This window comes from Flavobacterium sp. WC2509, assembly GCF_052683105.1.
Genome location: NZ_JBQZFG010000001.1, coordinates 1,686,245 through 1,707,642, shown reverse-complemented (window position 1 = coordinate 1,707,642; position 21,398 = coordinate 1,686,245). Strand labels below are relative to the sequence as shown.

Sequence of the window (21,398 nt, the reverse complement as noted above, 5' to 3'; positions counted from 1 at the left end):
TCTGAAAAGTTGTGAAATGCCATAATTAAGAATAATTCATTTCACTGCAGATAATTACATTATTAATCGTACACCGCCTAAATCAGCAACGCGATAGGAAAATTTATCACCAGGTGAGCCAATAAACATGAAGTTTTTAGGTATTTTCCATTTTTCCGAAAGTTCAGAAATTAATTCAGGACCAAAAACACCTTCAATTTCAATAAATTCTATGTGGACTTCTGGATAAGCCCTGTCTAAAACTTCTAAATCAATTTTTAATTTTTGATTCGAATTTGTTCCATTGGTTACATTAACGATTTTTAATTTTTTGGTTGTTTCATTATCCTCAACATATTGCATTACTTTATTTAATATAGCTACATTATCATTTTTAGTAAAAAAAACAAATTCTTGAGAGTTGATTTTGTTATGGAGTCTATTCAAAAATCGGTTACTGTTAACAACAAATTTTCGGAGAGGGTTATAAAGATACTCTAACATAGAAATGCTAAATTCGATTATAAGAAGTCTATTTAGCATTAGTAAAATAAATAATAATGCAGGTATAAAATATTTTACAAAAGTGTAAAATGAATTGACATTCAGAATGTAATTACCCATAAAAGCCGTTATGATTAGGCTAATAGCAATTACAACCGCCAGTCCTCTTGCTTTTTCTGGGCGGGGTAATTTTTTTCGTTTAAATTTTAATAATAAATTTCCAATGCCGAATAAAGCCATAACGGCAAGAAACGAAAAGGTATAAACACCAGCAAGGGATACTAAATCACCTTCGGTTACTATTAAAACAGAAACGCATAAAATCAAGAAGCTGATTATGATTCTATAATTAGAACCGTTTTTATTTTCTTTCAGAAAATAGTTAGGCAAAATTCTGTCCAAAGTCATTCTTTTCAAAAGGCCTGTAACTCCTACGAAAGATGTTAAAACTGCTCCGCATAACACCAAAACGGCATCGACTGATATTAACCAAGCCAACCAGTTTCCGCCAGCAGTATTGCCTAAAAAAGCTAATAATGATTCTTTATGATCGCCTAGTTGTGCCATTGGAATAATAGCAATAATCAGTATCGCAATAACGGGATTAAAAAAACTTACGATAGCCCACATATTGCGTAATGTTTTTGGGAAAACGCCATTTTCTTGTTCTTCAACAAAATTTGCAGAACTTTCAAATCCAGAAATACCAAGCATAGCGACTGAAAAACCTAAGAATAAAGTATATAGTAAACTATGTGTTGTTAGAGGGATTTCCCAATTGAGTTGAAACGTTTGCAGACCATTAAAAGTAATAAATAATACAGAAGTCACAACTAATAAAACCAATGAGACTAAATGAAAAATAAAGATTCCAACAGCTACTTTAGCAGATTCACCAATACCGATTATAGCTAATATTGTGAAGATAACCAAAACAACTATGGTTGCAATTGTTATGGGGATTGTATTAAAAATGTGTTGCAAATAATGCATCGCTTCTGAGGCTGAAATCACGGCGGTTGCCATATACGAAAGTACTGTTAGTATGGCCGCAATTGATGCTATTTTCTTGCTTGAAGTATTTAATAAAACATTATAAGCACCACCATTTAGAGGTAAAGCGCCAACAACTTCTGCATATATTTTTCGAAATAAAAATAGAACTACACCAACAAATAATAACGATATCCAAGCGTACTGACCCGCATAGCCAATGGTTAAAGCTGATACATATAAACAAGAAGAACTAATGTCGTTGCCACAAATTGCTGTCGATTGTAACTCGTTTAATTTTTTATGGATAGCTTTTGTCATTAATTGTATGATTTAGATTAGAATATTTTGAATTTCGAATCTTAAATTAATTTTGACTTTTTTCTTATGAATTATTTTTTTGGGCTATCTCAAAGATAAAGTTATTTTTTGATTGTTGGTTGTTTTGTGGTTGATATTCATTTGGTTATAATTTGTTTTGTTCTTTTTGAATAGTTGTTAAATAGGTAATAAAGTTTTCTTTTTTTTCAGATATAATAGGAATTGCATGATTTTATAAAGTATAAACACTAATGTTTTTTTTGATAATTGAGGTATTAAGCTAATGATTTGATAGGGAGTAGTAATTGTTATAGTTTATTGAAAACAAAAAATCAGTATTCGAAATCATGATGAAATCGAATACTGATTATAATTTTAATTTGGAAGTTTTAGATTATTCTTTTTTATAAATACTCTAAAAAATCTTCCTTACGGTTTATGTGAAGCAAAAAGACTATTCAATAATAACTTTGTTTGAATACACTTTACCGCTTTCGGTATTTATTTTTACGATATAAACCCCAGATGTCAATTTGTTTTTAATGTCTAATGAATAAAAAGTTGAACTATTATTTTTGAAATCTTTTTTAAGTAACGTTTTTCCAGTAAAGTCTAGTATTGACATTGTAATATTACTTGAGTCTTCATCGTTAAATTCTATATTGATAAATTCTGACGTTGGATTTGGAAAAATTTTAATTTTTCTTTCCTTACTCTGAAAATCATTTGTTCCTAATGTCGTTAGATCACCTTCTAAACTGATATAATCATACATAACATGATTACTTCCGCTTGATGTAGACGGCATCTGTAATTTTAGAGTGTTTTTGCCCACTTTTAATTTGCTATATGGAATATCAAAAGTCGCCAACCCGTATTTAGCGTGATTAGATTGTCTTAAAAAAGCATTTCCACCACCATTAGGGGGATAGTATCCAGAGGATGGAGTGATACGATTACCACTAGCAGTACCATTCAAATAAATCCAATTTTGAGCATGATCTGAACTCGCATAAGCAATTGTTAATTTTGCATTTCCTGTTGTTGGAATTGTTCCCGTTAATGTGAAATTGATATTCCAATCCCAAACTGATCTCGTTGCATCGGCATTAAAATAAGCAGAATGAACATAAGGAAGTGCTGTTGCCCAATTTTTATTTTCTACATTATATTCAATAGGATTAGTAAATGTAGTTGCAAATTTATTTTCTACAAAACCTTCACAATAATCAAAATCTCCGAATTTATACTCTTCAGCCGTTCTATTAGGAACTCCGATTTCAAAAATCATTTTTCCATTAGCACGAGGAATCGCCCAGTCAATATTTCCAAGAGTTGTTGTCGTTGCAGCAGTAACTACAACTGTTTCTTGTCGGTACTCTCCTGTAGTTCCATTTTTGTAAGCGAATAAAGTATAGGTTCCAGGGCGAACATTTTTGATGTTAAAATTACCCGAAGCATCCGTTTGAACCCAATATTGATAATTTTCTTCTTCAAATTGCCAATTTCCTGATGAGTCATCACTCAATTTAGTAACTCCTATCCAAGCACCGCCACCATTAACCTCAGTTTTAGAAGGATCTGTGATAGAAAATTTACCTGTAATATTTCCGCGTCCTGCTGCCAAAGGATATTCTGGGGTGCTAGTTAACCAAGCAAAAGGCCACTCTGTTTCGTCTTTAGCAGCTCTAGTTTTTGCATCGTCCCAATTAGAATTGGCAGTTGACTTTTGGTTGGCATAAATTAAATATGGGCCATAAATTTTAGACCATTCTTCACCTTGCAATACGTTAAAACCTGCTGAACCATAATGCACACCATTCATGCAAACGTGAATAATTCCTGATGCAGCATTCAAATCATGGTGTGTAGGGCCGCTGTTAAAATATTCGTGATTGGCTGTAACTGCCCATATTCCGATGTTGTTTTTATCACTAGAATGACCGTAAGCTTTAAGTCCAATTAAGGCTTCACTAAATTCATATTTCCCGTCATATTTTCCAGCACGTTCGCCAGATTCTATTTTGATAATCTCTGGAATTCCTGTTGCAGACCAAGTATCCGTTGGCTGTGGCATATTCCAAGTTTTCAAATCGTTTACACAGATTTTATCTGTTACTGTATTATTAATCCAAAGTACTTGTCTCCAAGAACCTAAGCTAAAATTAGGATATGTCGCTTTGTGTTTCAAAATGGAGTAGGTGTACAGTCCGTTATCTGCTTTTTTTAGCACATAATGTATGTCGACGTCGCATGTAGTAACATTGCTTCCTGGATTATAAGGTCTAGAGAAAGAAACGTCTATGTAGTCAGCTGTTTCTTCTTTTACTGAAAATGTAGCACCGCCAATTTGTTCAAATACTCCGTCAGTAGCCACAAAATCATAATAACCGCCTACTCTAGTTGGATTAGCTGTATTTGTTTGGAGCAAAGTTTCTACTCCATTTATTTTCATTGACATTAGGTTACTTGTGTTTTTCTCAATTTTTGCTTCGATAATACCGTTTTTAAGTATGACATACGATGGGTATTCTGTAAGTAAGCTGTTAGGGTTTTGCGGAATATTTACTGTGGTTCTTCCTGTTGTACTATTATAGACAACACTTAACGTTTTTCCACTAGTACAAGTAAGTTGACCACTGGTTATATAAGCTTGCAAAGCGGTTGTTTTGTCGCCAGTAACGATAAGTTGCCCAATTCCACTGATAAAAACATGACCATTGGTGCCAATATTAATGTTGTTATAAACATCAACCGTTCCTCCAACTATATTCAAATTTCCGGTAGGATTCCCAGTTCCATTTCCAACTTCTAAATTGTAAGAACCTGCTGCACCACCTGCATAAAGTGTACCTCCACTTACATTTACTAAACCATTACCTCCAGTACCATTACCAATAAAAAAAGAGTATTTACTGGCTACACTCCCAGCATTAATATTTAATATACCCGTTGCTGCTTTACCTAAATAAACATAATTTCGGTTATTAAAATTGGCCGAACCATTTACCGTAAGGGTACCATTTAAATTAGAAACTCCATTAGGGAAAAGTGTACCTGTAATAATAACGTTTGCCCCAATATTTGTTGTTAAAGTAGATGGTCTTTTTGCTGTAGAATCTGCTCCAGAATAACCTGCATTGATTGGGTTATTTGGTATTCCTGCCCCAATTATTAAATTAGAACTGCTTAAAGCGGCAAAGTTGATCGCAGTATTATCCCAGTTATTTACATCATAAAAATCGGTACTAACCCCTCCAACCCAGTTATAGGTTTGTGCATTAGAGAAATTAATAAATCCAAAAAATGAAATTGCAAAAAGAAAAATTTTCATTTGTGTTTTAGTAAAATTAGTTTTCATTGGCTAATGTTTTTATTGTTGTTATAAGGCTTTTAGAGTTATTTCTAGCTCAGTAAATTTTCTGTTTTCTTCAAATCAAAATTATTTTAGCAGTTAATAGAATTGTTAAAATAATTTCAAAACAAAAAGGGAAAACGACTTTTTTTATTAATGTGATTTTTTATGAATACTAATCTAACGAAATCGTTTTAGTGTAAAAATAACACTTGTAAAAGTATAGCAATTAATAACATAAAATTAATATTAGTGTCCTGTGGTAACCTGCCTCAAAAGAATACGAAAAAGCCCACTTAAAAGCGTTAGATTTTAAGTGGGCTGAAGTAATTTTGAACTTTATTTTTTATATTATTTCTCTTCCATAAGTTGTAAAAGAGTTGATTTTGGTATTTCAATAACCGTTCCGTGACGTAGTCCTTGCGGGAAACTAACTTTATCTGAAACATCTTCCCAACCGCTGGCAGTTTGTTTAACAGCTCCGTATTTATGATCTTTGTATTTATCAAAATAAACCAACCATTGTCCGTCAATTTTAATAGCTGTTGGTCCTTCTGCCCAATAATTTCCAGTAATTGGAGTACTTGCTTTTGAATATGGTCCTGTTAATTTATCGCTATAAGCTACTTTAAGATTTTTTTGTACAGGAACTTTTGTTTCGTCTTTTAAAAACATAATATAGCCTTTTCCATCTTTCATGATTGAAGAATCTATCACGTTAAAACCTGGATCATAAAGCAATTTTGTTGGAGAATAGGTTTTAAAATCCTTAGTGATTGTATAATATATTCTATGGTTGTATCCTTTTTCTTCAGTGGATTGCGTTTCAGTAAATTTTCCTTCAACGGTACTTGCCCAATAAATCATGTATTCTTTTTTGGCTTTGTCATAAGTAATTTCAGGAGCCCATGTATTACGAGTGCCACTTTCGTATTCCATAACGGGTAAAAACTCTTGTTTTGACCAATGAATCATGTCTTTAGAAGAAGCATAGCCAATACCTTTATCGGTCCAACTTACAGTCCAAACCATATGATATAATCCATCTGCTCCTTTTATGATACAAGGATCTCTCATCAATTTGTCTTTTGCAACTTCTGGAGTTAAAAAAGAAGTGTCATTTTTCAGCGACTGCCATTTATAAGCATCTTCGCTATAAGCTAAATGTAAACCATCTTGACCATTCCCTTTAAAGTAGCAAAATAAATAAGCTGTATTTTTTTGAGAAAAACATTTTATTGATAATCCTAAAAGAAAGATTAATCCAAATAATAGGGTTTTGTTAATTTTATTCATCATTTTTTATAAATGTCTATTTGTGTTATGAGCAATTGTTTTTGGGTTTGACTACATTTTAAAATTTGGGTTAAAAACTATTATTTTTTAACTATTATTTTGTTTGCAACTAACCAATGTTCACAAGCTGTTGGCCAATCTGTATTCGTTCCTTTTGTTCCTAAACCAAAACCATGACCTCCGTTTTGATATAAATGCATTTCTGCTGGAACTTTATTTTTCTTTAGTGCCAAATAATAATTAATACTATTCTCTACTGGAACAGCATTGTCATCAGTAGCATGTACTAAAAATGTAGGAGGTGTTTTTTCGTTTACAGCTTTTTCATTCGAATATTTAATAATCAAATCGTCAGAAGCTGTTTTTCCTAAAAGACTTTCTTTTGATCCATTGTGGGTTATTCCTTTTTCCATTGAAATAACAGGATAAATCAACATAGAAAAATCAGGACGTGCGCTAATATCCTCTTTAGTATCATATACTTTATCTTCATAATGAGTCGAAGCGGTTGAAGCTAAATGACCTCCAGCCGAAAAGCCCATAATACCAATTTTAGTAACATCTAGATTCCATTTCACTGCATTTCTTCGCAATGTTCGTATGGCTTCTTGTGCATCTTGAAGTGGACCTACGGTTTTGTCTTTCATAATTGCATCAGCTGGTAAACGGTATTTAAGCACAAAAGCCGAAATTCCTATCGAATTAAACCATTTTGCAACATTGATACCTTCTTTATCAATCGATAAAACAGCATAACCGCCACCAGGACAAATAATAACTGCAGCATTTTTACTTGATTTATTTTCGACCAAAAAAGGGATTAAAGTTGGCTCAATTACCTTTCTAATACCTGTTCTATTTCCTTGAGCATCTAGTCTTGGTTCTTCTTTATACGTGTCATTTTTAATAACTCCGGGAATTTCGCTCCATAACGGGAAGGCTGAGCTTTCTTGTGACATACATTTTATCGATAACCCTAAAAAAAATACTAATCCAAAAAGGAGTGTTTTGTTAATTCTATTCATCATTTTTTTTATAAAATTCTATTTCTACAATACGCAGTTGTCCTTTGGCTTTGGCTGCATCTTTATCTTTAAATAAATCTAGTTCTTTATTTGGATCAACTTCTACAATAGTTTCAAAACCATCTTTTTCAGAATTTGCTCCGATTAATTCGATGGATATTTCTTTTGCTAATACAGGTTTTAAAGGAATGGTGATATATCCCAAACTTTGTTCAGTGTTACCACGATATACTTCTTTTCCATCTGCTAATATACGAATTGGATAACTTTTGGTACGCCAGCCCGTAAACTTAACTACAGTTTCATTTACCACTGAAGGTTCTGCTAGCGTATAGGTAATTTTTCCAGTACTAATTTTTCCGTCATTTGCCCATTCCGATAGTTCATTATCGTCATAGCTTTTATAAGTATCATTGGCATTCGAGCTAGCAGTGGAATTAGTTATAAAAACAGGAGTTCTTTTTATTGTATATGAAGGTGTTTGCGGTGTTTCTCCTCTGTCTAAGTAAGACGGCATTTTATCGCTAGGTAATTGTTCAGTAAGTCCGTTTTTAGTTATAAAAGATTTTGATGTCAAAACGACTTTAGCCGATTGTAATCCTTTAAATTTAGCTGAAAGAGTAATTTCGCCTGCTTGTAAAGTAGATCGAATCATAACTCGGTTTATTCCATTTTCTACAGGTAATTTTTCAGATAAAATATAATTATCAGGACCTTGGGCAATTCCACCCAACCAAGTAGCATTTCCGTTTAAAGTAAATTCAATTAAACTGTTGTCCAAAACACAACGATTTCCTTTTTTATCCACAACTTCTACATCAACCAAAGCAATATCGGCAGCATTGGCCAATAAACCTTCTGGGCTTGTATGAGGAGTTAATTTAATTGCAAAAGGTTTTCCCGAAGTTGTTTTTTCATCTTCACTTAGCACTTTATTATTAGCATCATAACTCACCGCTTTCAAAGTGCCTGATTCCCAATGGATGTTTTCGAAAGTGAATAAAAACTGTGAACTTTGTTTGCCAAAACCTTTGGATTTACCATTAACAAAAAGTTCCACTTTAGCACCCGAAGAAACAACAGAGATGGTTTTGGTTACTTCATTAGTGTAATTCCAGTGACCGATAATATGGGTTCTGTATTTTTCAATATCAACCCAGCCATCCCACATAACTTGATGAGCAAAGTAGCCATCTTTTGGAATTCTCATTGCATCAACTTCGCCACTTCTTCTGTAATTTTCGGCACCTCTAAAATGGGTATTACTATCCGAAAAAATAATATTTACACCACCTGAATTTACTCTTTTTCCAGTTCCAGGACGTTCACGGTAATAGTCAAACCAACGGGCTACATCTTCAATGGCGTGAGCATCTTGATTATGGTTATATGAACTAGCATCTACTATTTTGCTACCATCAACATTAGAATGATTGGTTCCGCCTGTGCCTTCTTTATGGAAAGGAGGGGAGTACTCGTCCCAATATTTTCTCAAGCCTTCGTCTCTAGAATATTCCATAGCCCAAAGAGGTTTGCCAGCACTTTTATTGATATATAACATTTCTCCACCGTATTCGGCTATTTTGCTGTCTAGCATTTCACGAGAACCAATAGCTCTTCCTCCAAACGGATCATAAGTATCACGCAAGTCTTTCATTTCATGCATGTGTTCTTCGCTGATTACTTCGTTTCCTGATTCATAAAATAAGATACTTGGATTGTTTCTATTATAAATGATAGCATCACGCATTAAATTAACACGTTGTGTCCACTGTACTCCTTTTGAGTCTTTTTCGGCATCACCAGCAGGCATGGCTTGTATTAAACCTACTCTGTCGCATGATTCCACATCTTGTTTCCAAGGCGTAACGTGCATCCATCTTACTAAATTACCATTGCTCTCTACAATTAAATGATTGCTAAAATCACTCAACCAAGCTGGTACTGACATTCCTATTGCAGGCCATTCGTTACTCGTACGTTGTGCATACCCTTTCATTTGAAGTACTCGGTCGTTTAAGACTACTTCACCATTTCTAAAAGCCGTTTTTCTAAATCCTGTTTTGGTTGTAACTGCGTCAATTTCTTTATTGTCAATTTTTAAAATGGTTTTTACGTTGTATAAATACCCATAACCCCAACTCCAAAAATGTAAATTGTCTAATTCTTTTGACGCCTTAATAATCTTGGTTTCACCCGAATTTAATGTTGTATTCAAACCTGAAAAGTCAGCTACTTTTTTACCATCAATATCAAAAACCTGAACTTGATAAGAAAATGTTTTAGCAATAGGATATTCATTTTTAACTTCGGTTTCTGCAGTTACCAAAGCCGTTTTTTGAGCAATATTTATATTCGAAGCATATACATAAGTTCCAATTGTTTTTAGATTAGAATACAATGGAAGTGTTTGATATAATTTGTCCGTTACATGAAGGTATACATTCTTTGGAATTCCACCGTAATTGGCATTAAAATTACTGTTATTCCATTGAAAAGTAGTTTCTGTTGCTTGCTCTTTGTATTTCCAATCATTATCAATGCGAAGTGCTATAGTGTTTTCTGCAGGATATGGTTTTACCAATGCTGTAATATCATAACCAAAAGCCATTACTCCATTTTCATGAAGTCCTACCTTTTGACCATTAACATAAATAGTTCCACCTTGGCGAATACCTTCAAACTCGATAAAAACTTTTTTATCATTCACACCTTCCGGCAGTTTGAATTTTTTTCGATACCAAACAATGCCAGTTGTAAGTTGTGTGATGTCTTTTTTGAATGCTTCGTTTTCGTTAAAAGCATAAGGAAGTGTTACTGACGTCCAATTGGAAGTTGAAAAATCAACAGATTCAGCTCCTTTGAGGTCTTCGGTTCTAAATTTCCAATCTGAATTAAAATTGTACTTTTTTCTACTGAATTCTTGCACTTGTGAATGAACAGAAAAACAAAAAGTCAATAATATTACTGATAAAAACAATTTTTTTAAACTACCTAACATATACAAAGTGTATTTTATTTATATTCAGAACTTCAAATAGAATTTAGATAGAAGTCCTGTTTGTCAATAACATTAATTTTTTATTTCGTGTTAAACTTAACGGTAAAATTTACCGCTTATTTTGGAATTTGATTGGCTAATGAAACAATCGATATATTTTATTTCAAAATAATTTTAAATGTTTCTTCCTCTTTTTCTCCAGAAATTTTAATCATATATAATCCTGCTGCCAGACCTTTTAAGTTGATGCTTTTAGTTTCGTCGACCTCTTTTTCGATTAGTAATCTACCGTTATTATTGTAAACGCGAATTTTACCTGCATTTATACCTTGCAAATAGAGTATATCTGAAGTTGGATTTGGATAAACAGCCACAGTTCGAGTTGTTGTTGAATGAAGTCCTAGAGTAGTACTATTTGATTCAAAACATCCTAAATCTGGAGCAATGCCTTTAAATGTAAAACCAATATCAGTTCCTGCATCAATAAGTTTACTTGTAGATTTTAATTTTAAAAAATTGTTGTTAGGAAGACTTCCATCTGCTTGTCTTGGTGCGGTTAGTAGCGTTTCATCGGTACTTAAAAAATCATTACTAGTAACGGTTATAGCAGTCAGATCAAAATAATTAGTTGTTAACACGCAACGTGGTTTGTCTATATCTGTCAATTCAGCTGTGGTCGCTGCAAAACCTAAATTGTTCGCCAATGTATGATTCCATCCAGGTCCATCAGTAGCGTAATCCGTTGCGTTTAATGCTACGCAATTAAGCATATTATAATTTCTTTTATTTAAGTAGGCAGTGTTATTATACCAATAATTTCCATCTAAATGATGATTGGCATAAAATCCACTTTGTTTATTTTTTACCGCAAGACAAAATCGAATGATATTCTTTGGAATTGGAGTGTAGCTTGATAAAATAGTTGCGTATGGAGTTCCTCCAGCACCATATCCTCCAGCTTTAAAGCCATTTCCGTCACCGCGACTTACAAAATTATTGGAACCACTAATGGAATATCCATTATAAAAAGACCAACAGTTTTCAATTAAAACAGCCTCTGCATTATTGATTAAATCAAAACCATCATCGCTATTATACCAAGAACGACATCCTCTAATAACATTATTGATGCTCCCTTTTTTTAGGTGAAAACCAAAACCATCTGTATTCCCTCCAGTTCCTCCTTCAGAAACAGAATCATAATTTCTATAGGCATCGCAATTTAATATTAGGTTATTAGAACCCTTTATCATATAAACACCAATAGCCATATTGTCGTGCATTTTTATTTGCTCCAGTGTGTTGTTGCTCCCTTGAATTTCAAAACATTCCGATTGAGTGTGAGTTGTGATTGTTACTTGAACGCCAATGACTTCAATTCCTTTGATGCGGATATTACTTCCATTTATGTAAAATGCGGTTACTCGATAATTTGCTGGTTTGACATTCTGATAGTCGAAAATTGGGGTTTCATTCGGATAGGCTAAATAAGATATTCCGCTTTTATCTAATTTGGTAACAAAGGCCCAAATGCTACTATTGTATTCAGCTATTTGATCCTCACGCATTGTATAAACACCACCTCTGATATATACAATGTCACCACTAATTGCCAATGCTTGAGCCCGTTTAATGGTTTCAACAGGGTTAGTTATGCTTCCGTCATTTGTATCATTGCCTGTAGGTGCAACATACAGCTCTTTAGCAAATGATAGAAAACAATTAAAAAAAGTTAAAATAAGTAAAACTTTGTATTTCATTGGTTGGGGCTTTGTTAGCTGTTATTTATGATTCTTAAGTATGAGTAAAAATTATTCTTTAATGGTATGATTTTTTTTATTTTTTATTTTTTGTTCAAAACAACCTAAATCAGGAGCCGTTCCAGTAAATGGAAATCCGATATCGGTTCCAGCATTTATAAGTTTACTTGAAGGAGCCAATCTTAAAAAATCATTATTAGGCAGACTTCCATCTGCTTGTCTTGGAGCGGTTAGTAGAGTTTCATCAAGACTTAAGAAATCGGAAGCAGTAACTGAACCATCAGCTAAATCAAAATAATTAGTTTTCAAAACGCAACGTGATTTATCAATGTTAGCTAATTCTCTTGCTTTAGCAGCAAAGCCTAAGTTGTTAACCAATTCGTGATTCCAACCTGGACCATCAGTTCCAAAATCAGTTAGGTTTAATGCTACACAGTTAAGCATATCATAGTTAACTCTATTTTTATAGGCAGTATTATTGTACCAATAATTCCCTTCTAAATGATGATTGGCATAAAAACCACCTTGTTTATTTCCGACAGCCAAACAAAAACGAATTGTATTTCTAGGAATTGGAGTAAAATTAGCAACGACATTATCATAAGGGTTTCTTCCTTTGGCATATCCACCAGCTTTAAATCCATTTCCATCACCACGGCTTACAAAATCAGGAGTGTAACCATTGTAAAAAGCCCAACAGTTTTCTATTAGAAGAGGTTCGGCATTATTAATTAAATCGAATCCATCATCGCTATTGAACCAAGCACGACAACCTCTGAAAATGTTGTTAACACTTCCTTTTTTTAGATGCGCACCAAAACCATCCGTATTTCCACCTCTTCCGCCTTCTGAAACAGAATCCCAGTTATTATAGGCGTCACAATTTAATATAAGGTTGTTTGATCCAGTCAACATATAGACTCCAATGGCCATATTATCGTGCATCTTTAGTTGTTCTAGTGTATTGTTACTCCCTCTAATTTCAAAACATTCTGACTGAGTGTGGGTTTTTATAGTAACTTGGACATTAACTACTTCAATACCTTTTATATAAATATTACTTCCATTTACTAAAAAGGCAATGATACGATACCCATCTGGGTTTATATTTTTATAATCAAATACAGGTTTTTCATTTTTATAAGCTAAATACGAAACACCATTTTTACTCAAGTTTGTTGTATAAGCCCAAATGCCTTTGTATTGCTCAATTTGCTCTTGTCTCATGATATAAAGTCCACCTCTTATATAAACAATATCACCTGTGGCAGCTAATTCTTGTGCTTTTTTTATACTCTCAATAGGGCTTGTTATAGTTCCGTTATTAGCGTCATTACCTTTAGGCGAAACATAAATATCTTTAGCTGACAAAAGCAGGCTATTTAAAAAAATGAGGACAAATAAAATTCTATATTTCATGAGATTTAAAATTTATATTCATTAAAATTAAAAAGGGAAGTTTAGTACTTCCATTTTTAATTTTTATTGATTGTTTTTTTGAATTTTGAATATGAGACAATTTCAATTGAAATTATTTCATTTTATAAATTTCAGATCCAGCTAACAAGAAACAACCTAAGCCGTAATCTTCAAAATCAGGAATTTTATCAGCGGTAAGAGGTTGTCCATCTTTTGGCTCTTTTCCAGTAGACTGCATGTATCCTAAGAATCCATCTTTATGTAAACTATCCGCAATTAATGCATTCCATGCTTTTTCTACAACTGGTAAATATGTTTTTTTATCTAAAATTCCGCTGTTAATTCCGTAAGTAATACCATAAACAAATAAAGCAGTTCCAGAAGCTTCTTTTTCTCCAAAATTAGTTGGATCATGTAAACTCACATTCCAGAAACCATCTTTTCTTTGAATTGGAACTAAGGCTTTTGCCATAGCTTGTAAATCTTTGATATATTGATCTCTGTGCGGAGCATTTTGTGGAATTATAGTCAATACTTTTGCGAGAGCAGCAATAACCCATCCGTTTCCACGACTCCAATAACAATCTTCTCCGTTTGGTTCTTTGTACGGCGGATCAAAATCTGCATCTCTCCACCATAATCCGTCTTTAGGATTATACAATCCATGATCTCCATGATTATTTCTAGAGTACATGTACATATCATACATTTTCTCGTAGTAACGATTGTCATTATCTAAAACACCCATTTTGGCAAAAACTGGCATTCCCATTTGTATAGCATCAATCCATGACCAATCATTATTTTGAGGCGTGTTAAGTAGCATATTTACACATTGTCTAGTGTTTTTTAACTTTTTAGCATCTGGCTCAATATTGTATAAATCAATATAGGTCTGTGCTGCACAATAATCATCGGCATTTCTATTTGCATTTCCATTTCTAAAACCCCAGTTATGGAATTCAGACCAATCGTAGGCGTATTTGTAATACACATCTTTTGGGCAAATTTCATGTAAAGCCATTAATCCTTCATAATAAACCCCACGTGTCCAGATATTACTTGGACGTTCTTTGTTGGTAACAATGGTTTTTCCAGTGTCTGGCCATTTATCCATAAAATATTTGTTAGCCAATTCCATTTGAGATAAAACTGCTTTTTTGTCAAATGGTTGTTGTGCTTGGGAAGCTGTAGTATAGGCTAAAATTGCGGTAATAAATAAAACTAATTTTTTCATTTTGCTGTTTTAATTCTTGATTTCGTTTTTTAAAGGAGTTATCGAAACTGGTCCTAACAATCCTGATGGTGTAGGATTCCATTTGGTAGCATCGAATTTTTTATAATCTTTATCAACCATATTGATTTCGTAAAATATTTTCCATTCAATACCTTTGAGTTCCATGTCACGAACTCTATTGGCTGCTAAATTAGTAACTTGAATTTTAAGTTCGTTTTTACCAGGTTTTAATTTACCAATATTTAATTGATACGGAACAGACCAAGCTGTGCCAATATAAGTGCCGTTTAACCAAACTTTTGCGCTTTCGCGAACATCACCAAGGTTTAAGTTCCAATTTTCAGCAGTAATTTTTGGACTGTCGAATTGTAATGTATAAGTAGATGAACCCGAAAAAGCTTCTGCTTGTGGTGATAATTTTGTCCAAGATTCTAGAGTTGTAAAACTTGCCGTTGGCGGAAGTTCTGGTCCTCCTTTATCGAAGTTTAATTGCCATTTTCCGGTTAGAGGAATAGCAGTGGACGCTGTTTCCCAATAATTCCATTTTTGTACCGAAGCAGTATTCTCTGTAATTAAGAAGAACGATTGTCCTGGTTCAATATGCAATTTTACTAATGTTTTATCATTTGATTTTTGCACGATAGCATTTCCATATAATTTGGTTAATGGGTCATAAATAACGACTTCTTTATTACCAATTTGTAGTGGAATCATTCCATCAATAGTTTTGCTAGTATGATTAACTATATAATATAATTTTTCATTGTCAAGAGATCTTCTAATGAATTTTAATCCTGTATTGACTAAGGTTTCGGGATAAATAGATTCTGAACTTAAACTTTGTAAAATGTCTGAAGTTGGTTGAACTAAGCTCTTATTTTCTGTTATTAATTTTTGAAGTTCTGCATTTTGTTTTTCATAGTCATTAAATCCAGGAACTGATTGAGGTACTCCTTCAAAAATAATTTTGGCACCATTTTTCTTTAATTCAATTAACTTTTTTAATGTTTCCAAAGGCATTGTGTTGCAAATAGGAATAACAAGTGATTTGAAAGTACCACCAGGTAAAACTATATTTCCATCTTTTACAACTGCTTCTTTTATAAAAGCATCAGAAATAAAATCGACACCATATCCTTTGCTCATTAAGTTTTTGGTAGTGTCATAAAATGAAGTTCCATACAGCCAGTCTGCTAATGAATGAATTTTGAACTGCATAAACATATCACCTTTTGCAAATTTATTCCATTGGTCATAAATAGGCCAATAAAGTAAAATTTCGTTATCCGGTTTTCCTTGTTGTAATAACGACTGACAATTGGAAATATAAGAGAATAAAGATGGAGCATCTTCCCAAATAGTATTGTTACTGTTAAAATTTACTGAAGCATAAAACTTCCAACCTGGCCAAATAGCTCTTGTTGGTGAGTAAGTAGATCCATGTAAAAAAGCATGATTAACTCCGTTTAAAAATAAATCTTCAACCTCAGGTTTGCATTGCGATAATGCAGTTTTAAAGTGTTCTCTCAGCCAGGTAAATGATTCGGAAGACACTAATGGTTTTCCTGAAATATGGGCTGCTGATGAAGAGAATTTTAGCATTACAGGATCGGCATCGCCTTCACGAACATCTTCCTTTTCACGTCTAAAACCTGGAATGTCATATGGCATGGATCCAAAAGTTTCACACTCAGGAATATCCGCAGAAGCGTACAGGTCGATTAAGTTACCAGGAGAACCATGGGCTTGTAATTTGGTTTTAAAGTTTTTACTGTTTGCCCAATTTGTCCAAGATTTATCAAATTGGTTTAAAAGTAAATCCGAAATAGTTTCTCGATAATCACTTTTAACGCGATTTCCTTTTTCAGTATCTTCAGTACTGGTCAATTCGGCTAAGTGTTGCTTTAAATCATACCCTCTTCTTTTTTGAAATTCATCAAAAAGATTTGGTGTAAAATCAGCTCCATATACTTCAAAGCTATCATTAAAAATGGAACGAATTTTTCCTTCGCGACCTTTAAAAGCAGCATCAAAGGGAACAACATATTCATTAAAAGCTTCTTTTGAATAATGGTCTAAAGTATATCCTTTTCCACCAGGAGCAGATCTTTTTACCTCCTGACCGGTTTTTCCGCTAAATACAGCATAAATGGTATAATTGGTTTTAGCTGCTTTCCAGTTTAGTTGGTTTTCTGTAATCGATGTTCTTTTGATTTGATTGGTAACATCAATATAACTACCATTATCTCCATAGGCTACAACGTAAAGTAGTTGAGCTGGGACTTTTTCTGGTTTTGGAGTGGTAATATTTTGGTTTATTATTTCTCCTTTTTTGACTTCAAATTTATTGATAATTAGTTTTGTAGCGGCATGTGGTATTGTTACCTGTGGTCCTCCATAAGGCCATCCAGTTCCTAAAACCATATCTACTTGCATGTGCAAACTGTCGCTTACATGAATGGTGTAGTCTAACATGTCTAACCATTTTGGGGAAAGAAAATCAATGAAGTTATTCTCTTCTCCTTTTACTCCGTATATAGGAGTAATTTCAACACCTCCGATTCCAGCTTTGTGAAAATCAATTAAACTTTTTTTGAGATTAGGTTTGTCTACAGCACTCCCCATCCACCACCAACGAGCCCATGGCTGATTTGTGTTGTTTGTTTCTTGCAAACGAAATTTAGATACCGTTTGAGCTGAAGCTAATGAGATAAAAGTTAATGTTATAACTGTAAATAAGCACGCTTTTTTAAGTGTCATTTGTTGTTTGTTCTTTGTTGTTTGATTTTGGATTATTCAAAAAAGTAAAAATAAGGAGGTAAGTGCTAATGTGTATCCTGTTGCGTCCTGTTTGAATAAATCGTTGTTTTTCTGTGTTTTTATGCTGATAATTCTTATTTTATAGTAGAATTAAAACAGCTGCTATTTTATAATTTGGCTTTTTATTAGTAAGTTATTTATGTATAAATCTTAAAATTACTCTAATGCTTTTTATTTATTAGTTATTAAATTTGTATATTGTTGTAAATGAGGATTTTTTAAAAGTCAATTGCGAAATATTTATTATATTTATTGTTTTATTGCAAATGTAATAATTTTACTTAATATTGTTTTTAGCAATAAAAAAATGTAAATAATTTTAAAAATCTTATATTTTTTTAATATTGTATTTTTTTAACATAATTTTGTGTATTTAATTTTAAATCAATCGGTTGTGTTGTTTTTAAAAAGATAAAACTTAAACAATAGACCTCTAATGGCTTGATAATTATAGGTGTGCGTGTGTAAAAGCAGGACAGTACAGGATAGTTGAAGGACAACTTCTGAATAAGTTTGAAGTAACTAATTAACTAAAATTTAACTTTATGAAAAACAAATTAATTGTTCTGTTCGTAATGATGGTGTTTTCATTATTGAATTCACCTCTTTATGCGCAGAATAAAACCGTAAAAGGTGTCGTAAAAGATGCATCGGGGATACCAGTGCCAGGTGCAAATGTGAATGTCAAGAATTCCAAAACTGGTACAAGTACAGATATTGATGGATCTTATTCTATAGAAGCTGCAAAAGGATCTATCCTTGTTTATAGTTTTATAGGTTTTAAATCGGAAGAAAAAATTGTTGGAGATTCTAATAATTATGATGTATCATTAAAAGAAGTTGATAATACTTTAAATGAGGTTGTGGTTGTAGGTTATGGAGTAAGAAAGAAAAAAGATTTAACAGGTTCTATTGTAAGCGTTGGTGCTGAAGAAATTGCTTCTAGACCAGTTCAAAATGCTGTTCAAGCTATGCAAGGTAAGGCAGCAGGAGTAGATGTTGGTTCAAATGAGCGTCCTGGACAGGTAGGATCTGTTACCATCCGTGGAGCTCGTTCAATTTCTGCTACCAATGCTCCTCTTTATGTTGTAGATGGGATTCCTATTAATACAAAACTGGTGGCCGATTCAGCAGGAAAAATTACTGTTGATGCAAATTCAGGGGGGATTGATTTTTTAAATCCTAATGATATTGAAACAATGGATATTTTAAAAGATGCATCAGCAACGGCTATTTATGGTTCTAGAGGTGCTAATGGGGTAATTATTATAACAACTAAAAAAGGTAAAAATGGAAAGTTTACTTTGAATTATGATTCTTCTATCATCACAGAAACGATTCACGAGAATGCTCCAATGATGTCAGCTGGAGAATATATTGAATTTCGTCGTTGGGGAAAATATTATTCTAATCCTCTTAGTGCTACTAATCCGACTGGTTTTCCAAGTGGAAATGCACCAACTATTGCGAATGATGAAACAATTTTCTTGAAATCTGCGGATCCTTCAGCTTGGGCAAACATTGCTAAAGGATGGAGTAAAGTTGATGGTAAAGATGTATGGGATGGTTCTAAAGTGGCTACTACTGATTGGACTAAATTTGTTACGCGTACAGGAGTCACTCAACAACACAATTTAAGTGTTAGTGGTGGTACTGAAAAAATGAAAGGTTATGGTTCTTTTGGATATTTAGATAATACAGGTACTCTTTTTGGTCAAGGATATAAGCGCTACAGTGCAAATGCTAATGTTGATATTACACCAACCAAATGGTTCTCTATGGGAATTAATCTTAATACTAGTTATACCATTAACGAATATGGGCAATCCAATACAGGAAGAACAGCAGTTACAAGTTCAACAGGGATATATGCTACAGCTCGTACAAATCTTCCTTATGCAGTTCCTTATGATGCTAACGGAAATAGAATTGATAGTCCAGGAGGAGATTCTACAATTAGAACTCCTGTAGATGAATATAAATACTCGCAAGATCAACGTGTTACTTTGCGAGCTTTTGGTAGTTTATATACTCAGTTTGACTTGGGGGCGGTTTCTTCAGTACTTGATGGATTAAAGTATCGTATAAATTTTGGTCCAGATTTAAGTTCTTACCGTGATGGAGTTTTCTTAGACGCAAAATCAGCTATTCGTTCTGGAACAAGTTTTGCGTCCTTAGCAAAGGAGGAAACCATTTCTTATACACTAGACAATTTGATCTTTTATAATAAAACTGTTGGGAATCACAATTTCGGTTTAACTTTATTAGCGAGTCAAACACAATACCATAATGAAGGAAGTGCTATGTCTGCCAATTCTATTCCAAATCCTGAGAATAAATGGAATGCACTAACACCTTCCAATGTAACACTTGCAAGTTATTCTTCTGGATTGAATGAAACGGCTTTATTGTCTTATATGGCGAGAATCACTTACGGTTATGCTGATAAATACTTGGTTACGGCTTCTTGGCGTAGGGATTATGCGTCTCAGCTAGCACCTGGGCATAAAGATGGTGATTTTCCTAGTTTATCTTTAGGGTGGCGCATAGATAAAGAGTCATTTATGAAAAATGTCACTTGGATTGATTTATTAAAATTGAGAGCTGGATATGGTGAGACAGGTAATTCTGCCGTACCAGCTTATACGACTGATCCAGCATTGACCGGAATTCTCTACGGAACGAGTTCAGGGGTTGTTAATAGTACTTCTTTGTCTAATTTAGATTTGGGTTGGGAAGAAACTGCACAGTTTAATTATGGTTTGGATTTCTCTATGTTTAATAGTAGAGTATCGGGAGCTTTGGAATATTATACAAGTAACACTACTGAGTTATTATTTAAAAGAAGTGTTCCTACGCCTCTTGGAGTTAGTACCACGTATCAAAACGTTGGAGAAACAGAAGCAAATGGGGTCGAACTTACTTTGAATACTATTAATATTAAAGCTAAAGACTTTGAATGGAGTACTAATTTTAGTGGTTCCTATCAAAAAAATAAAATCGTTAGTTTACAGAATGGTAAAGTTGACGACATCAATAATAACTTGTTTATCGGTCAATCTCAAAATGCAATTTATGGTTTTGCGTCAAATGGAATTTGGAAAGCAGAAGATGCTGTAGAAATGGCAAAATTCAATGCTAATGGTGCTGGATTTACAGTTGGTAATGCAAGACCTGTTGATCAAAATGGTGATTATAAAATTGATGCAAATAATGATCGTGTGATTATAGGTAACAAAGATCCAAAATTCATTGCAGGAATGACAAATACTTTTAATTATAAGAATTTTGATTTATCTTTCTTTGTATATGGAAAAATGGGATATATTTATGATACAAGTGGTGAAAATGAAGGAGCAAAAGGAAGTCAGAGATCAATTAACTATTATAATGACAACAATACTAACTCTGAATACCAAAAACCAATCTATTCAGCAGGAACAGGTGACTCTTATTATCCTACTTTAGGATATCGTAATGGTTCATTCTTAAAAATGAGAAATATCTCTTTAGGGTACAGATTCTCAGATGATTTGGTAGAAAAAGTAGGGCTCTCTAAATTGAGATTGTATTTTCAAGTGAATAATCCTGGTATGGTTTTTACGAAAGTTAAATGGACTGATTTGGATACGCAAACTACAGCTTCAAACAAAGGGATCACAATGGGGTTAAATGTGCAATTCTAAAA

The 21,398-nt window shown here is 33.3% G+C and carries 10 protein-coding genes; 1 reads left to right on the top strand and 9 read right to left on the bottom strand.

Annotated features, from left to right (window positions below; translation table 11 throughout):
* Positions 1–54 precede the first annotated feature (54 nt).
* The 9 genes from ACUN3A_RS07105 to ACUN3A_RS07065 form a co-directional block, all read right to left on the bottom strand.
* The gene (locus ACUN3A_RS07105; RefSeq protein ID WP_445550612.1) at positions 55–1,797 is read right to left on the bottom strand and encodes an APC family permease; all 1,743 of its coding nucleotides are present in this window, start codon (positions 1,795–1,797) and stop codon (positions 55–57) included.
* 454 nt (positions 1,798–2,251) lie between these two features.
* The gene (locus ACUN3A_RS07100) at positions 2,252–5,158 is read right to left on the bottom strand and encodes a polysaccharide lyase family protein (RefSeq protein WP_445550611.1); all 2,907 of its coding nucleotides are present in this window, start codon (positions 5,156–5,158) and stop codon (positions 2,252–2,254) included.
* Positions 5,159–5,503: 345 nt separating this feature from the next.
* Complete coding sequence (locus tag ACUN3A_RS07095; protein ID WP_445550610.1) at positions 5,504–6,451, bottom strand: glycoside hydrolase family 43 protein; 948 nt, start codon at positions 6,449–6,451, stop codon at positions 5,504–5,506.
* Positions 6,452–6,528: 77 nt separating this feature from the next.
* Positions 6,529–7,407 carry an alpha/beta hydrolase gene (locus ACUN3A_RS07090; protein WP_445550609.1) on the bottom strand — a complete coding sequence of 293 codons (879 nt, stop codon included), beginning with the start codon at positions 7,405–7,407 and terminating at the stop codon, positions 6,529–6,531.
* Between the two features lie 58 nt (positions 7,408–7,465).
* Positions 7,466–10,474, bottom strand: coding sequence for a glycoside hydrolase family 2 protein (locus ACUN3A_RS07085; RefSeq protein WP_445550608.1), 3,009 nt, complete (start codon positions 10,472–10,474; stop codon positions 7,466–7,468).
* A gap of 158 nt (positions 10,475–10,632) precedes the next feature.
* Positions 10,633–12,234 carry a right-handed parallel beta-helix repeat-containing protein gene (locus ACUN3A_RS07080; RefSeq protein WP_445550607.1) on the bottom strand — a complete coding sequence of 534 codons (1,602 nt, stop codon included), beginning with the start codon at positions 12,232–12,234 and terminating at the stop codon, positions 10,633–10,635.
* 51 nt (positions 12,235–12,285) lie between these two features.
* Positions 12,286–13,653 carry a right-handed parallel beta-helix repeat-containing protein gene (locus ACUN3A_RS07075; protein ID WP_445550606.1) on the bottom strand — a complete coding sequence of 456 codons (1,368 nt, stop codon included), beginning with the start codon at positions 13,651–13,653 and terminating at the stop codon, positions 12,286–12,288.
* A gap of 112 nt (positions 13,654–13,765) precedes the next feature.
* Positions 13,766–14,890 (bottom strand): glycoside hydrolase family 88/105 protein, encoded by a 1,125-nt coding sequence (locus ACUN3A_RS07070; protein ID WP_445550605.1) that lies wholly within the window; start codon positions 14,888–14,890, stop codon positions 13,766–13,768.
* A 9-nt stretch (positions 14,891–14,899) separates the two neighbouring features.
* Complete coding sequence (locus ACUN3A_RS07065) at positions 14,900–17,650, bottom strand: glycosyl hydrolase (RefSeq protein WP_445550604.1); 2,751 nt, start codon at positions 17,648–17,650, stop codon at positions 14,900–14,902.
* A gap of 605 nt (positions 17,651–18,255) precedes the next feature.
* On the opposite strand from ACUN3A_RS07065, the gene ACUN3A_RS07060 reads away from it, so the two are divergent.
* Positions 18,256–21,396 carry a SusC/RagA family TonB-linked outer membrane protein gene (locus ACUN3A_RS07060; protein ID WP_445550603.1) on the top strand — a complete coding sequence of 1,047 codons (3,141 nt, stop codon included), beginning with the start codon at positions 18,256–18,258 and terminating at the stop codon, positions 21,394–21,396.
* Positions 21,397–21,398: the final 2 nt, after the last annotated feature.

Bases quoted from the DNA above. Each gene is read 5' to 3' on its own strand.
- ACUN3A_RS07105 (WP_445550612.1), bottom strand. From the start codon at position 1,797: ATGACAAAAGCTATCCATAAAAAATTAAACGAGTTACAATCGACAGCA.
- ACUN3A_RS07100 (WP_445550611.1), bottom strand. From the start codon at position 5,158: ATGAAAACTAATTTTACTAAAACACAAATGAAAATTTTTCTTTTTGCA.
- ACUN3A_RS07095 (WP_445550610.1), bottom strand. From the start codon at position 6,451: ATGATGAATAAAATTAACAAAACCCTATTATTTGGATTAATCTTTCTT.
- ACUN3A_RS07090 (WP_445550609.1), bottom strand. From the start codon at position 7,407: ATGTCACAAGAAAGCTCAGCCTTCCCGTTATGGAGCGAAATTCCCGGA.
- ACUN3A_RS07085 (WP_445550608.1), bottom strand. From the start codon at position 10,474: ATGTTAGGTAGTTTAAAAAAATTGTTTTTATCAGTAATATTATTGACT.
- ACUN3A_RS07080 (WP_445550607.1), bottom strand. From the start codon at position 12,234: ATGAAATACAAAGTTTTACTTATTTTAACTTTTTTTAATTGTTTTCTA.
- ACUN3A_RS07075 (WP_445550606.1), bottom strand. From the start codon at position 13,653: ATGAAATATAGAATTTTATTTGTCCTCATTTTTTTAAATAGCCTGCTT.
- ACUN3A_RS07070 (WP_445550605.1), bottom strand. From the start codon at position 14,890: ATGAAAAAATTAGTTTTATTTATTACCGCAATTTTAGCCTATACTACA.
- ACUN3A_RS07065 (WP_445550604.1), bottom strand. From the start codon at position 17,650: ATGACACTTAAAAAAGCGTGCTTATTTACAGTTATAACATTAACTTTT.
- ACUN3A_RS07060 (WP_445550603.1), top strand. From the start codon at position 18,256: ATGAAAAACAAATTAATTGTTCTGTTCGTAATGATGGTGTTTTCATTA.